Source organism: Nocardia sp. NPDC050412, from assembly GCF_044458825.1.
Classification (GTDB): domain Bacteria; phylum Actinomycetota; class Actinomycetes; order Mycobacteriales; family Mycobacteriaceae; genus Nocardia.
In genome coordinates, this window is sequence record NZ_JBITIJ010000003.1 from 759,853 (window position 1) to 773,209 (window position 13,357).

General features: G+C 65.1%; 11 protein-coding genes. 3 read left to right on the forward strand and 8 right to left on the reverse strand.

The window, feature by feature from the left end:
- Nucleotides 1–36: 36 nt before the first annotated feature.
- The 3 genes from ACIBI6_RS11470 to ACIBI6_RS11480 are packed head-to-tail and all read right to left on the reverse strand — an operon-like array spanning nt 37 to nt 3,774.
- Nucleotides 37–837: a crotonase/enoyl-CoA hydratase family protein gene (locus tag ACIBI6_RS11470; RefSeq protein ID WP_396955964.1), complete on the reverse strand. Its 801-nt coding sequence runs from the start codon at nt 835–837 to the stop codon at nt 37–39.
- Entirely contained in the window at nt 830–2,998 is a 2,169-nt protein-coding gene (locus tag ACIBI6_RS11475; protein ID WP_396955965.1) for an acetate--CoA ligase family protein, read from the reverse strand. The genes ACIBI6_RS11470 and ACIBI6_RS11475 overlap by 8 nt, the downstream gene beginning before the upstream one ends.
- A gap of 2 nt (nt 2,999–3,000) precedes the next feature.
- Nucleotides 3,001–3,774, reverse strand: coding sequence for an enoyl-CoA hydratase/isomerase family protein (locus ACIBI6_RS11480; protein ID WP_396955966.1), 774 nt, complete (start codon nt 3,772–3,774; stop codon nt 3,001–3,003).
- Nucleotides 3,775–3,933: 159 nt separating this feature from the next.
- Here ACIBI6_RS11480 and ACIBI6_RS11485 point away from each other — a divergent pair, with 159 nt between their 5' ends.
- The gene (locus ACIBI6_RS11485) at nt 3,934–5,313 is read left to right on the forward strand and encodes an amino acid permease (RefSeq protein WP_396955967.1); all 1,380 of its coding nucleotides are present in this window, start codon (nt 3,934–3,936) and stop codon (nt 5,311–5,313) included.
- A 13-nt stretch (nt 5,314–5,326) separates the two neighbouring features.
- Here the strand turns inward: ACIBI6_RS11485 and ACIBI6_RS11490 are convergent, their stop codons facing one another.
- The 5 genes from ACIBI6_RS11490 to ACIBI6_RS11510 form a co-directional block, all read right to left on the reverse strand.
- Nucleotides 5,327–6,217, reverse strand: coding sequence for a MurR/RpiR family transcriptional regulator (locus tag ACIBI6_RS11490; RefSeq protein WP_396955968.1), 891 nt, complete (start codon nt 6,215–6,217; stop codon nt 5,327–5,329).
- 198 nt (nt 6,218–6,415) lie between these two features.
- Nucleotides 6,416–7,819, reverse strand: coding sequence for a cellulase family glycosylhydrolase (locus ACIBI6_RS11495; RefSeq protein WP_396955969.1), 1,404 nt, complete (start codon nt 7,817–7,819; stop codon nt 6,416–6,418).
- A 561-nt stretch (nt 7,820–8,380) separates the two neighbouring features.
- On the reverse strand, nt 8,381–9,061 hold the full coding sequence (locus tag ACIBI6_RS11500) for a GntR family transcriptional regulator (protein ID WP_364339730.1): 681 nt from the start codon (nt 9,059–9,061) through the stop codon (nt 8,381–8,383).
- A complete protein-coding gene (locus ACIBI6_RS11505; RefSeq protein WP_364339732.1) occupies nt 9,048–9,779 on the reverse strand; it encodes a maleate cis-trans isomerase in 732 nt (243 codons plus the stop codon). The genes ACIBI6_RS11500 and ACIBI6_RS11505 overlap by 14 nt, the downstream gene beginning before the upstream one ends.
- Before the next feature lie 10 nt (nt 9,780–9,789).
- Nucleotides 9,790–10,530 carry an Asp/Glu/hydantoin racemase gene (locus ACIBI6_RS11510; RefSeq protein ID WP_396955970.1) on the reverse strand — a complete coding sequence of 247 codons (741 nt, stop codon included), beginning with the start codon at nt 10,528–10,530 and terminating at the stop codon, nt 9,790–9,792.
- Nucleotides 10,531–10,615: 85 nt separating this feature from the next.
- Here ACIBI6_RS11510 and ACIBI6_RS11515 point away from each other — a divergent pair, with 85 nt between their 5' ends.
- Together ACIBI6_RS11515 and ACIBI6_RS11520 are read left to right on the forward strand one after the other, a co-directional pair.
- A complete protein-coding gene (locus tag ACIBI6_RS11515; protein WP_364339736.1) occupies nt 10,616–11,581 on the forward strand; it encodes a D-2-hydroxyacid dehydrogenase in 966 nt (321 codons plus the stop codon).
- A gap of 89 nt (nt 11,582–11,670) precedes the next feature.
- Complete coding sequence (locus ACIBI6_RS11520) at nt 11,671–13,062, forward strand: amidase (RefSeq protein ID WP_396955971.1); 1,392 nt, start codon at nt 11,671–11,673, stop codon at nt 13,060–13,062.
- Nucleotides 13,063–13,357: the final 295 nt, after the last annotated feature.

Here is a 13,357-nt window from a genome sequence, read left to right on the forward strand (position 1 = left end):
AACGCGCATAGGGGGAGGTCAGCCATGCCCGACCGCTCATCGGCCGTTGAAGGCGGCCGGTCTACGCTCCAGCATGGCTGTGACCGCCTCGCGGTGATCTTCGGTGTGGTGAGCGGCCGCCTGCATCGCGGCGGCCAGCTCGAGGTGGCTGTCGAGGCTCTGGTGTCGGCCCTCGCGCAGTAGTCGCTTCGTCATCCGGAGTACGTGCGGTGGGTTGGTGGATATGCGGGCGGCGAGGCGGTGGGCAGTATCGAGCAGGGCGTCGGGTTCGACGACATCGGAGATCAGGCCCCAATCGAGCGCGGTGTGCGCGTCGATCGGTTCACCGGTGAAGGCCATCTCGCACGCTCGGGCCATACCGATTGCCTTCGGCAACAGCCATGAGCCACCGTCGCCGGGCACAAGTCCGACCCGGACGAAGCTCTCGGCGAATACCGCAGTGCGTGCGGCGATCCGCAGATCACACAGCAGCGCCAGATCACACCCCGCGCCGATGGCCGGACCATTGACGGCGGCGATCGTGGGGATCTCACAGTCGTACAACGCTTTTGGAATACGCTGGATACCCTTCCGGTACCCTTGGCGCAGCTGCGCCGGTGCACCACCGAACATTCCGGCACGATCGCGCATCTGTTTCAGGTCGCCGCCGGAGGAGAAGGCTGTCCCTGCGCCGGTGAGAATCGCCGCCCGCACGCTGTGGTCGTGATTGGCCGCCGTCACCGCGTCCTCGAGGGCGGTAATCGTGTCTTGCGCGGATATCGGGTTGCGCGCCGCCGGGCGGTTCAGTGTCCAGACGACGACATGGCCGACACGGTCGACGCGGATCGGCTCAGTCATCATCGTCTCCGGAATTCTCGCGCAATACAATTCGAATATCGACCGGGACTAGGTCGGAACCGGATGCGATCACCGGATTGAGATCGAGTTCGGATATCTCCGGGTGCGCGGCTACGAAATCGCCGACGCGGACCAGAAATCGGGCAAGCTGGTGCCGGTCGACTGCGGGGAGATGACGGTAGCCGTCGAGCATGCGGGCGGCGATCGTCTCGTCGATCATTTCGCGGGCCTCGAACTCGGTGAAGGGCGCAGCACGAAATGTGACGTCGCGCAATGCCTCTACCATCACCCCACCGCTACCGAAGGCCACCACCGGCCCGAAAATCGGATCGCGAGTGGCGCCGACCAACAGTTCGATTCCGGCATCGGCCATTGGGGCGACGATCATCCCATCGATGTGGGCGTCTGGCACATGCGCATGGACGGAGTCGATGATCGCCTGTGCCTGCTCGGCCGCCTGGGCGGCCGGCACGCCGACCCTGACCCCGCCCACCTCGGATTTGTGGATGACCTGCGGGGAAACAACTTTCAGCGCGCACGGTCGCTGATAGTCGGCGACAGCCGCGGCCACATCCTTGACGGTGCGTGCGAAAGTCCATGCGCCGAGGTCGATTCCGGCGGCGGCGACCACCCGCCGTGCGGTGGGTTCATCGAGAAGTCCCGATCCGGGGATGGCGGCGGCCGGCGGTGGAAGTACAAGTGTGGAGCGTTGCGGGGTAGTCGCCAGCAGGCGACCACGCCGCTCCAGGGCCGCTACGACCCGTACGGCGTGATCGATGGAGCTGATCACCGGTACGCCGCCGGCCCGCAGGCGGTCGTGGTTGGCGATGTCGAGGCCGGCGTAGCAGCTCTGGATCACCAGGGGGACATCGTGTTCGGCGACGAGTGTGAGCAACACTCCGGCGGCGGCATCCTCGATCGTGCGCAGCCGTGGGTCGAAGCGCAGGTGGTAGCCGCCATAGAGACCGATGACCAGCACGAGACCGACATCGGGATCGCCCATGAGGATCTCGGCGGCCTCGGCGAACACCAATGGGTCGGCGTCGGTGGCGCCCGCCACGTCGACTGGATCAGCCACGGCCGCATTAGCGCCGAGTAGATGCCGCAGCCGTTTCTGTGTCCGATCGCCGAGTTGGGCTAGTTCGATGCCGTTGGCGGCGAGGGCGTCGGCGGCTAGCGTGGCGTGGCCCCCACCGTCGCTGAGGATCGCGACCTTGCGCCCTGGCGCGATCGGGGCGGAGTCGGCAAGGGCGCCGGCGACGACCGCGAGCTCGTCGGAGCGGTCGACCAGTTCCACCCCGGCCTGCCGCAGCACGGCCGTCGCCACGGCGTCGACTCCGGCGATCGAGCCGGTGTGCGACCGCGCGGCGCGGCGCCCCCCTTCCGAACGGCCACCGCGCAATACGGCAACCGGTTTTTCCGGAATGGCACGAGCGGCGGCGATCAGGAACGACCGTCCGTCGGTAAACCCCTCGGAATGAATGGCCACGACGCCCGTACCCGGATCGCGGACGAATTCGGTGAGGCACTCGTCGTACCGGATATCGGCCTGGTTACCCAGCCCCACACAGATGTGGAAACCGGGGCCTTTGGTCGCCCGATCATCGTTGACCAGCGACAGCAGCATATTTCCGCTCTGCGTGATCACACTGATCGGGCCGCACGGAACATGCTCGAGGCCAACGAGATTCGCGCCCGAGGCGACGTTGAGCAGGCCGGAGGTGTTGGGCCCGATGACCCGAATGCCGGTCTCGGCGATCGCCACTGCGAGCGCGGCGGCGAGTTCGGCGCCGGTTCCCCCGATCTCTCCGAAACCGTTGGCGAGCACGACGGCTCCTGCGATACCGGCGGCGGCGCAACGGCGCAGCATGTCGGGGACGGCGGCGGCGGGTAAAGCGATCAGCGCGACGTCGACGCCGTGGGGGAGCCGATCGACCGAGGAGTACACGCCGAGGCCGAGGATCTGCAGTGCCGTCGGGTGGACCGGGTAGATGGGATGTGCGTAGCCGGACTGTTGCAGGGCGCGGATGGCCTGGAAGCCGCGCTTGGCCGGATTGGCGGATGCGCCGACGATGGCGACGGAATGTGGGTCGAACAGCCGCTCGAGTGCGGTGCGGGCGGGCGCGCCGAGGCCGGACGTGCGGTCGTCGATGCTGGTCATCTCTACTTTCCTTCGAAGACGGGGGTGCGGCGTTCGGCGAATGCGGCGACGCCTTCTGCCCAATCCCGGGTGGCCATCAATGCCAGGAGCTCGTGCTGCTCAGTGGCGAACGCGACGTCGAGGGGGTCATCGCGGCGCAGTGCCGCCTTCATCCGGGCCAGTGCGAGTGGCGCCTTCGCTGCGAGGGTTTCGGCGAGCCCTTTGGCCGACCCGAGCAGAAGATCACTGGTTACCGCGGAATGGGCCAACCCCCAATCGAGTGCCTGCCGACCGGTGAATCGCTCTCCGAGGATCAGCATGTCCGTGGCTCTACGCAGACCGACCAGACGTGGCAGCCGGTTGGTTACACCACCACCGACGAAGGTGCCGATGCTCACCTCGGGAAACCCCATCTGCGCGTCCTCGGCTATGACCATGAAGTCCGCGCTGATCGCTAGTTCCGCACCGGCACCGAGGGCATATCCGTTGACCGCCGCCACCACCGGGGTGCCCATCGTCTGGATCTGCTCGCAGGCACGCTGGCCCAAATCGACGTAGCGCGCCTGCTCCGCGGGAGTCCTCGTGCCGGACTTGTGCGCTTTCAAGTCGGCCCCCACGCAGAACGCCCGCCCGGCACCGGTGAGGACGACGCAGCGGATTCCGGGATCGGAGTCGGCGGCATTCAGTTCGTCGACCAGCGTCCGGTACAGCTCTTCACTGACGGCATTGAGCCGTTCGGGGCGGTTGAGAACGAGCGTTGCGATGGAACCGGATCTGCTCACCAGCACGGTGGACATGGGCCTCACTTCTTCCTCGGCGGGTTCTATGTCAGCACTATGCCATAGAATTTGCAGACGCCACACATTTTGCAATTACTATTGCGTAGAATCGGCAGGGCGTGTTCTATGTCACTACTTGCATCGGGCACCGGCCCACGGTTTATGGAAGAAGGCATCGTGCCTAGCTCGGGAAATCTGAAGCACAGCATCAACACTCGGCAGCTGACGATGATCGGTATCGGTGGAGTGATCGGCGCCGGGTTGTTCGTCGGCAGCGGCAAAGCGATCTCCGCAGCAGGTCCGGGCATCGTCATCGTTTACCTACTGACCGGCCTGGTGATCATTCTGGTCATGCGCATGCTCGCCGAGCTGGCGACGGCCAGCCCCGAAACGGGATCGTTCTCGAGCTACGCCTCCCGCGAACTCGGTACCTGGGCAGGACTGTCGGTGGGCTGGGTCTACGCCTATCACTGGTGTGTCACAGTCGCTTTCGAGGCCATTGCCGGCGCGGCGGTCGCCAATCAACTCCTGCCGTCGGTGCCGACCTGGCTGTATTCGCTGATCTTCATGAGCGCCTTGACCGCCGTAAACCTCGCGGCGGTAACGTCTTTCGCGCGTTTCGAGTTCTGGTTCGCCATGATCAAGGTCGTCGCGATCGTCGCCTTCATCGCAATCGGCATCGCAGCCATCTGTGGCCTGCTTCCGCACTACCAGGCGCCGGGAACGGCCAACCTGCTCGGGCACGGCGGCCTGTTCCCGAATGGCGCGACACCTTTGCTCGTGGCGTCGTTGACGGTGTTCTTCTCCTACTTCGGCACCGAGCTGGTAACGATCGCCGCGGGTGAGGCGCAAGATCCGGTCAGCGCGGTGCGCGCGAGTATGCGCAGCGTCGCTGGACGCATCCTGATCTTCTACGTCGGCTCGGTACTTGTTGTCGTCACGCTATTGCCCTGGAACGCAACGCAAGTCACGCAGAGCCCGTACACCGCGGTGCTGGACCAGCTCGGCGTTCCCGGTGCGCGGACCACCATGAATCTGGTCGTACTCACGGCCGTGCTGTCTTGCCTGAACTCGGGTCTCTACTCGTCATCGCGGATGCTGTTCTCGCTCTCGCGCCGCGGTGAAGGCCCACGCGTGCTGGGCAGGACCGCCCGCTCCGGGGTGCCGGTCGCCGGTGTTCTCGCCGCCTCCAGTGCCGGATTCCTGGCGGTCGTGGCGAACTACTTCCTGCCCACCGGAGCGGTTTTCACCTTCCTGCTCAGCTCCTCGGGTGCGGTCGCGGTCGTGGTCTACCTGTGCATCTGTGCCACCCAGATCGTCGGGCGTCGCCATAAGACCGCGGCGCAGATCACCGCACTGCCTGTGAAAATGTGGGGTGCCCCGTACCTGTCCTACGCGGTCGGAGTCGTCCTGCTGGCCATCGTCGGTGGAATGGCTTTGAATTCCGGTACCCGTACGCCGCTCGCGCTGACCCTCCTGGTCACCGCGACCGCGGTCACTGCCGGCCTGATTCATCAGCGCCGGGCCGGTGCGGCACAGCTGGCTACGGCGGAGTAGCCGACCGCGCCGATCAATCGGGTGCGTAGACGCCGAACTCGCTCAACAGCTTTTCCTCCTCGAGCAGTGTCGAGCGCACTTCATGCCCCAGGAGTTGTGCGACGGCACCCGTCATTGCCTGGGCGAGGGAGGTGAAGGCGGTCATCGATCGCAGGATGCTGGCGCTGGACGCATCGACGTAAAACGTATCGTGCGCCGAGACCGCCAGCGGCGAGACGGCGGTATCGGTCAATGCGATGACGTGGGCACCGCGCTGTCGAGCCCACTGCGCGGCGCGCACAGTGTCGAGGCTGTATCGATGGATCGACATCGCCACGAAACAATCGCCCGCACGCACCCGACGCAGTTCATCGGTCAGCGTTCCCACACTGGCATCGATCGCCGACACATCCTCGCGCAGCATCCGCAACAGGTAGGTCAGCAGATACGCCGGGGCGTGGCATTTGCGCAGGCCCATCACATGCACCCGTGGAGCGTGGGCCAGCCGATCGACGGTCGAATCCCACATCGCGTCGTCGATACGCGCGAACGTGCGGGCGATATTCGCTTGATCCAGCCCCACGGTCTGTTCGCGCAGCCCGACACCTTCGGCCGTGAGGTGCTCGAGATTGTCGAAGCGGCGCAACAGTTGCGCTTGTTCCTGCAACCGTTCGCGGCACAGTCGCGTCAGCCCCGGATATCCCTTCAGACCCAGAGCATTGGCAAAGCGCACGACCGTGGCCTCATTGACATTGACCGCGCCGGCGAGTTCGGAAACAGTCATGAACGCCACGGCTTCGGGATCCGACAGCACTCGCTGAGCCAACTTCTTGTGCGCGGTGGACAGCGAATCCATCCGGCGACGTATCTCGACGGCCAGCTCGTCGAAACTCGCGGTACCCGTCGTCTCCGCGTTCGTATCCACCGAACCTCCTCCGCAACCTCGCACCGCGTGCCTTGCCGCACGGTTGTCTGCCAAGTTAGCCGATCCCGCTGATGGCCGATCACCAGGTGCAATAGCGGCTGGGGGCACCGACAACGGCGCGTTCATGTCATGTGGTCTACCCACGAGACAGCTGGTCGTCCGGTAAGCCGAGTGCCCATCCTGAGGTAGGTACTGGAATCACCGACGCGTCACGGTCACCTGCACGGTGTCCTGTCCAGGGCTGGTGGTGAGTTGAAGTAGCTGAGCATCGGGTGCCGACACGATGTCGGCGCCCTGGATTTGGACCTGGTAGCCGTTGGGGTAGGTGCTCTGCGGCAGATACACCACGGTGCGGACTCCAGGTGGGAACGATTGTCCGGAATCGGCTCGGCGGGCACTGTATTGGATGGTGAACGTCCCGGTCGCGCTGTCGTAGTGCCACTGCTGAGGGGTGCCCGCGATTGCCTGTGGATATGGGCGGACGATCGCCGGGTCCATCAGGTTGGGGCCGGTCGGGGGCTCCTGGGGATGACCGGGTGTTTGGTCCTGCGGTTGGGACCAGAACAGCCAAGAAGCCATGTTGTCGTCGAATGCGTCGGTGAGACGAGTCAGCTTCGCCGAATCTTTGGTCGCGCCGAACTCGGTAATCAGCCCGACAACGCCGTCGGCGTTGGCGCGATACAAGCCGTTACTCACGCAGGTGTCGACAGGGCCGAAGCAGTAGTCGTGAAAGCTCAACCCCGCGTTCGGATCGCCGGTGGGATTCGGCATCCAGTCCGGCGTACCGAGGTCGTTGGTTACCGACGGCTCATAGAACAGCATGTGTTTCGGGTCGGCTCGGCGGATAGCGTTCATCGCTTTGGCTTCGGCCGGCGCGAGCACACCGCGCTCGAACTCGGGGCAGCCCTGCGGAAAGCAGGTCGGGTATTCCCAACCGGGCCACGGCTCATTGATCAGGTCGTAGCCCAGCACGTACGGCTCGTCTGCGAAGTGCTGCGCGACATGCGCCCACATGGCCGCATAGTGGTCCTGCAGTCCGACACCATCGGACGCGGCGCGGTTGTGGTAGAAGTTCGCCCACGTTTGGTTTTGCGCCGGGCTCGTGAAGTAGACCAGCGGAAAGCCGGGATCGGGCTGCAAGGGGAACCCGTCGGTGATCGTCGCCCACTCGGGGAACCCGCTCCAACTCGCGCCGACCGATTCGTTGAACGCGTCCTGATGGGAATCGACAAGGCTGTAGATGTTGTACCGGGCCAGCAACTGCTGGGTCTGCTCGATTTGCGCGATGTAGTTATCGTCGTAAACGCCGGGCCGCGGTTCGACGGCGTTCCATGCGAAACCCAAACGCACTGCGTTGAAACCGTTCTCCGCCAGGAACTTGGCGTCGTTCTCACCGAAACCTCCCGCTGCGGGGAAGTACGGCGGGTACTTGTAGACCAAATTCACCCCGTGCAAGGTGACCACCCGGCCCTGGTCGTCGGTGAGCCAGCGGCCCGCGTGCCCCAGTTCGGTAGCCGTCGGTGTCGCCGCGGCCGGTGTGGTCAGTCCCAGCAGTAACACGACCAATCCGAGGCACCGCGCTGTCGAGGCCATGATGGTCATCGCGCAAACCTTTCGAGGAGTATGCGCCGACGGCATTGTTACGGCGCTGACGACTGCGGTGGATCGATCCGTGCACGAGGCGGTCGAGGCGAGGGCTCTGATGTGGAAATGCTATATATCGCTGACCCGATTCGATCACGACACTCCGTGGCACATCCGGGACGGCGGGGCTCCCGGCCTTACCGTGTCGTTGCGCGTCGGACGGCAGCCGGTTGTACTCACCACCTTGGGAGTGGACGGTTCGGGCCCGTTGATAGCATGAATCTGCCGGTCGGACAGACTGCTTCGGCGTACGCGACCAGGAGGTGGTGGCCGCCATTGACTTGGGTCTGGCCAGGCCTGAATTCTTCGGGGGCATGCGTTTAGATGTACGTATGCGAGAACCACCTCCTTCGCGCGCCATTGGGCAGGCGCCCAGAGGTTGATGTGATTCACGCATCGGCGGATCGGGAACCGTTGTGCTGCATGATCTCTCGTCGTCGATTCTCCAGACGACGAGCTGGCCGAATCCCTGCTGCCGAGGGTTGATCGACTGTCGCGAGCGGTGAGCGACGCAGTGTGTCAGGTCGCCTGTTCGCCGAGGCTGTACTGGCGGTGCAGGCGCTGAACCGCGTCGTCCATGTGCTCGACGAGCAACGTGCGCGCCCGGCGCGCCGGTCCCGATCCGATCGCATCGCGCAGTTCGACATGCTCTCGGGCCTGCTCGCGCAAGTCGGGATACGTTGTCTGTAACGCCCCCAAGCACATTCGGGTTTCGATCAACAAAGTGCGGGCCGCTCGAACCAAGCGGGGGCTGCCCGCGCTGTCGACCAGCGCCTCGTGGAAAGCTTGGTCGGCATCGGAAACGCCTGCGGCATCACCGTTTTCGGCGCACGCGCACATGGCGGTGACGCTGGGTTCCAAAGCCGCGTAGGCGATATCTCGGCGGCCGTCGAGGATGAGTGCGAGGGCGCCGCCTTCGATGGCGGTTCTGGCGCGGTAGATGTCGACGACGTCGTCGATGGTCAGCTCGATGACGAAAATGCCACGGTTGCGGATGCTGTACAGCAGGCCCTCGGTGAGCAGGCGTTGCAAAGCCTCGCGGACCGGGCCGCGCGATACGCCGAATCGGGTTGCGAGGTCGGCTTCGCCGAGTTGGGCGCCGGGGGCCATGTTGCCGTGCATGATCGCATCGCGCAGCCGGTCGGCGATCATTTCCGCGGTCGACTGCCGATTCACCGGCTCGAAGTCAACGACCGACATGGATATGCCTTTCCGAGAAGAGGGAACCGAGCACGGCGGATGCCACAGCGGTGCCGGTGAGCCGCAGGCCCTCCCAGATGGTGACCTGATTGGCCGTCAATACGATCTTGCCCAAGCGCGCCTCGAGTTCCGGCAACACCCCGAGGGTGTGCATGGCGGTATCCGGAATCAGCAGCGCCTGCGCGTCGGGATGGTCATTCGCCACAGCCAGTTCGCGCACCTGTGCGGCGGTCAAAGTGCCGACCTCCGCTGCGGTGTCTATACCGGCGCTGGAGAAGGCGACCACTTCGATTCCGGCATCGGCCAGGAATTCCACGAACAGCTGCGCGACATCGTCCGGGTAGCTTGCGGCGACCGCGACCCGGCGCACGTCGAGCGTCTGCGCGGCCGCGACGAAGGCCAGGCTGGTGCTCGAGGCCGGTACCTCAGCTGCCGAAGCCAGCGCTTGCACCTGCTCGCGCGCACCCTGCGGTCCGTATACGAAACTCCCTGAGGTGCATGCCCAGACGACGGCGTCGGGCTTGTCCGGTGCGAGCAAGGAGGCACCGTGGCGCAGCTTGTCCGGACTGCCCAGATCGAGCAGCTCAGGAATGGCGTGCAGATCGGTGCCGTAGATGTGAGCCACCGGAAACCGCACGCCGAGCAGCGACGCGGCGAGCGGGTAGTCGTCCTCGGCCGCGTGGTCCGGGTAGATGAAACCGACGGTGGGTGCCTGCATGTTCGTCCAATCAGAAAACGTTGAGTAGCCACTTTCCCGGACCGGTCATCGGCAGTTTCATCCGGCCCAGGCAGGCCCACATGGTGAGCTGATTCGCGGTGAGTACGGGTTTGCCGAGTGCCTGTTCGAGTGGCTCGATGACGTCGTAGGTGGGCAGGTTGGTACAGCTGACGAAGATGGCCTGCGCCTGCGGGTCGTCCGCGCCGATGATGCGTTCGGCGATGGTGCGGTAGTTGACCTTCCAGATGCCACCGCCCAAACCCAGATGGTCCGAACGGATTACGGTGCAGCCGGCCTCGCCGAGGAAGTCGTGCAGTTTGTGGGTGAGGATTTCGTCGTATGGGGTGAGCACCGAGACTCTGCTGATATCCAGGTGCCGGATCGCCTCCACCAGTGCGCCGGAGGTGGTGACGGCGTCCAGCGCTCCGGCCTGACAAATGGTTTCGCGCAGTGACTTCTCGTAGGCGAGGCCCCTGATGAAACTGCCCGAAGTGCACAGGTAGGCAACGACTTCCGGCTCGACGTGCATCACATCGCGGGTCGCCGCCGTCAGATGTACGGGATTGGAGACCAGCTCGGCCATCGCCATCGAAACCGGGACCGGTTCATACGGCGTGCGGGCCAGGTGCAGGCTCACATCCAGCGGCGCCCAGCGCCAGAGTTCGCGTTCGAGCGCGAGGTCGAACGGTGCGATGATCCCGATCCCCCGTTGTGCTACGGGCCCTTCGATATCGGGAAAGCCGAGTTCCAATGCGGCCCCTCTCGCGCTCAGCCGTTAGACCTCCGAGAACGATCGGATTGTTGACAATCATACGATGCGATTTTAGTGTGTCAATGTGGAACAGGGCCCGATTGTCACCGTCCTGCACAGTGACAGTGTGCCCGAGGCGGACCTCATGGCCCCGGTGGCCGATCGAGCAGAAGTGCGGTACACGCAAGCGCCCGGACTCGCCGACGCACTGCGCGGCGCCGACGCGTTATTCGTCTACGACTTCCTGACTCGCGCGCTCCCCGGCGCCTGGCATGCGGCCGATCGTTTGCGCTGGCTGCATATGGGTTCGACCGGCGTGGATCCGGTGATGTTCCCCGCACTGCGAGAAAGCGAGGTCGTGGTCACCAATACACGTGGCGTATTCGATACGGCCATCGCGGAATACGTATTGGGACAGATTCTCGGCTTTGCCAAGGATCTGTCCGGATCGCTTCGGTTGCAGCAACAGCACGAATGGCGACATCGCGAATCCGAACGCATTGCGGGCGCCACCGTCCTGATAGTCGGAACGGGCTCGATCGGCCGCGCCATCGCGCGGTTATTGCGCGCTGCCGGGATGACCGTGCGGGCAGTGGGTCGGCGCGCGCGGGCCACCGACCCGGATTTCGGCACCGTGAATAGCGACCTGCACGCTGAACTTCCCATTGCCGATTATGTCGTCGCGGTCGCACCGCTGACGCCGCAGACCCGGGAAATGTTCGATGCCAAGGCATTTGCCGCGATGAAACCACATGCCAGGTTTGTCAATGTCGGTCGTGGGGAACTCGTTGTGACCGACGACCTTCTCGCCGCAGTCAGCACCGGATCGATAGCCGGGGCGGCACTCGATGTGGTGGATCCGGAACCGCTACCGGCGCGGCATCCGCTGTGGGATCTGCCGAATGTGCTTATTACTCCGCACAATTCGGGTGATTTCAGCGGCTGGCGAGCCGAGGTCGTCACGGCGTTCACCCGCAATTTCGATAATTGGATCGCCGGCCGGACTTTGGACAACGTGGTCGATAAAGAGCTGGGGTACGTGCCCGGCTGAAGGAGCCCTGCCATGAGCGAACGAAGTGAGCGAATCATGTGCCAGCGCGCAGTGCGCATGCCGGAGCCGAGCGTCAGCGAGGCGAAGGCATGAGCTACCCGGACGTCAATACTCAACCGGCCGCGATGACCGCCGTCGAATTGGTCTCGGCCTACGCGGCGGGCACTCTGTCGCCGGTCGAGGCGACCGAGGCGATTCTGGAAGCCATTGTGGCGCGCGACGGTGCGGTGAACGCCTACTGTCTGGTCGATCCGGATCGCGCACTGGTGCAGGCCAAAGATTCGGAGGCGCGCTGGCATTCGGGTTATGCCCGCGGACTGCTCGACGGTGTGCCGATCTCGATCAAGGACATCTTCCTGACCGAGGGCTGGCCCACCCGGCGCGGTAGCACCTCGGTCGATCCGAGCGGTCCCTGGCAGGTCGATAGCCCGGTCGCGGCCCGGCTGCGCGAGGACGGCATGGTGTTCCTCGGGAAGACGACAACACCCGAAATCGCGTGGAAGGCGGTCACCGACAGCCCGCTGACCGGCATCACCCGCAACCCGGTCGATCCCACGACAACCGCGGGCGGCTCCTCCGGTGGCAGCGCGGCGGCGGTGGCCGCCGGGATGGGGCCGGTGTCGGTCGGCACGGACGGCGGTGGGAGCATTCGCATTCCCGCCGCGTTCTGCGGCATCGTCGGCTTCAAGCCGACGCACGGTCGGGTCCCGCTGTACCCGGCGAGTCCGTTCGGTCCGCTGGCGCACGCCGGGCCGATGACCAGGACCGTCGAGGACGCCGCGCTGCTCATGGACATCCTGTCGCTGCCGGATCCGCGCGATCCGACCGCGTTGCCGCCGACGGTGACGACCTTCCGCGGCCAGATGTCGCGCGAGGTGCGCGGACTCACCGTCGCTTACTCGCCGACGCTCGGTTATGCGAAGGTCGACCCGGAGGTCGCCGCGATCGTGGATGCGGCGGTGCGGCGGCTGGCCGATGCCGAGCTACGGGTCATCGCGACCGATCCGGGCTTCGAAGATCCGCGCGACGCATTCGAAGTGCTGTGGGCCGCCGGTGCTGCCGCGATGTTGGCGAAATTCCCGGATGGTGCGCGCGAAAATGTGGATCAAGGGCTGCGCGCGGTCTGGGAACGTGGCGAAACCGTCAGTGCCGTCGACTATCTCGACGCCCGTGCGGTGGCTGCCCAACTCGGTATCACCATGGGTGCCTTCCACACCACCTATGACCTGTTGATCACCCCGACGATGCCGATCACCGCATTCGAGGCGGGTCACGATGTCCCGCCGGGCAGCGGGCTCGATAGCTGGCCGCAGTGGACGCCGTTCACCTATCCGTTCAACATGACCCAGCAACCCGCGATCAGCATCCCCGCGGGCACCACCGCGGCAGGACTGCCGGTCGGCCTGCAGATCATCGGACCGCGCCATTCCGATGATCTGGTCCTCGCGGTCGCGCGCTACGCCGAGTACGTGCTGGGTTAGCCAATTCTCATTTCAAGCCTCTCCCACCCCCGACAGAGCGAGTCTTACGAGCGACGTTCGCGGTCCGTCTCGCGTCCGCGCGGAGGCGCGGCCATCGACTCAGCCGAGTCGTCGAAGTGCATGCGCCGCCGGCGCGAGTCTCGACCTTGCGGCACGCGCGCACCGGGTGCCGAACGCCCCCGCCATCACCAACCACCACGGAGCGAGTCTTACGAGCGACGTTCGCGGCCCGTCTCGCGTCCGCGCGGAGGCGCGGCCATCGACTCAGCCGAGTCGTCGAAGTGCATGCGCCGCC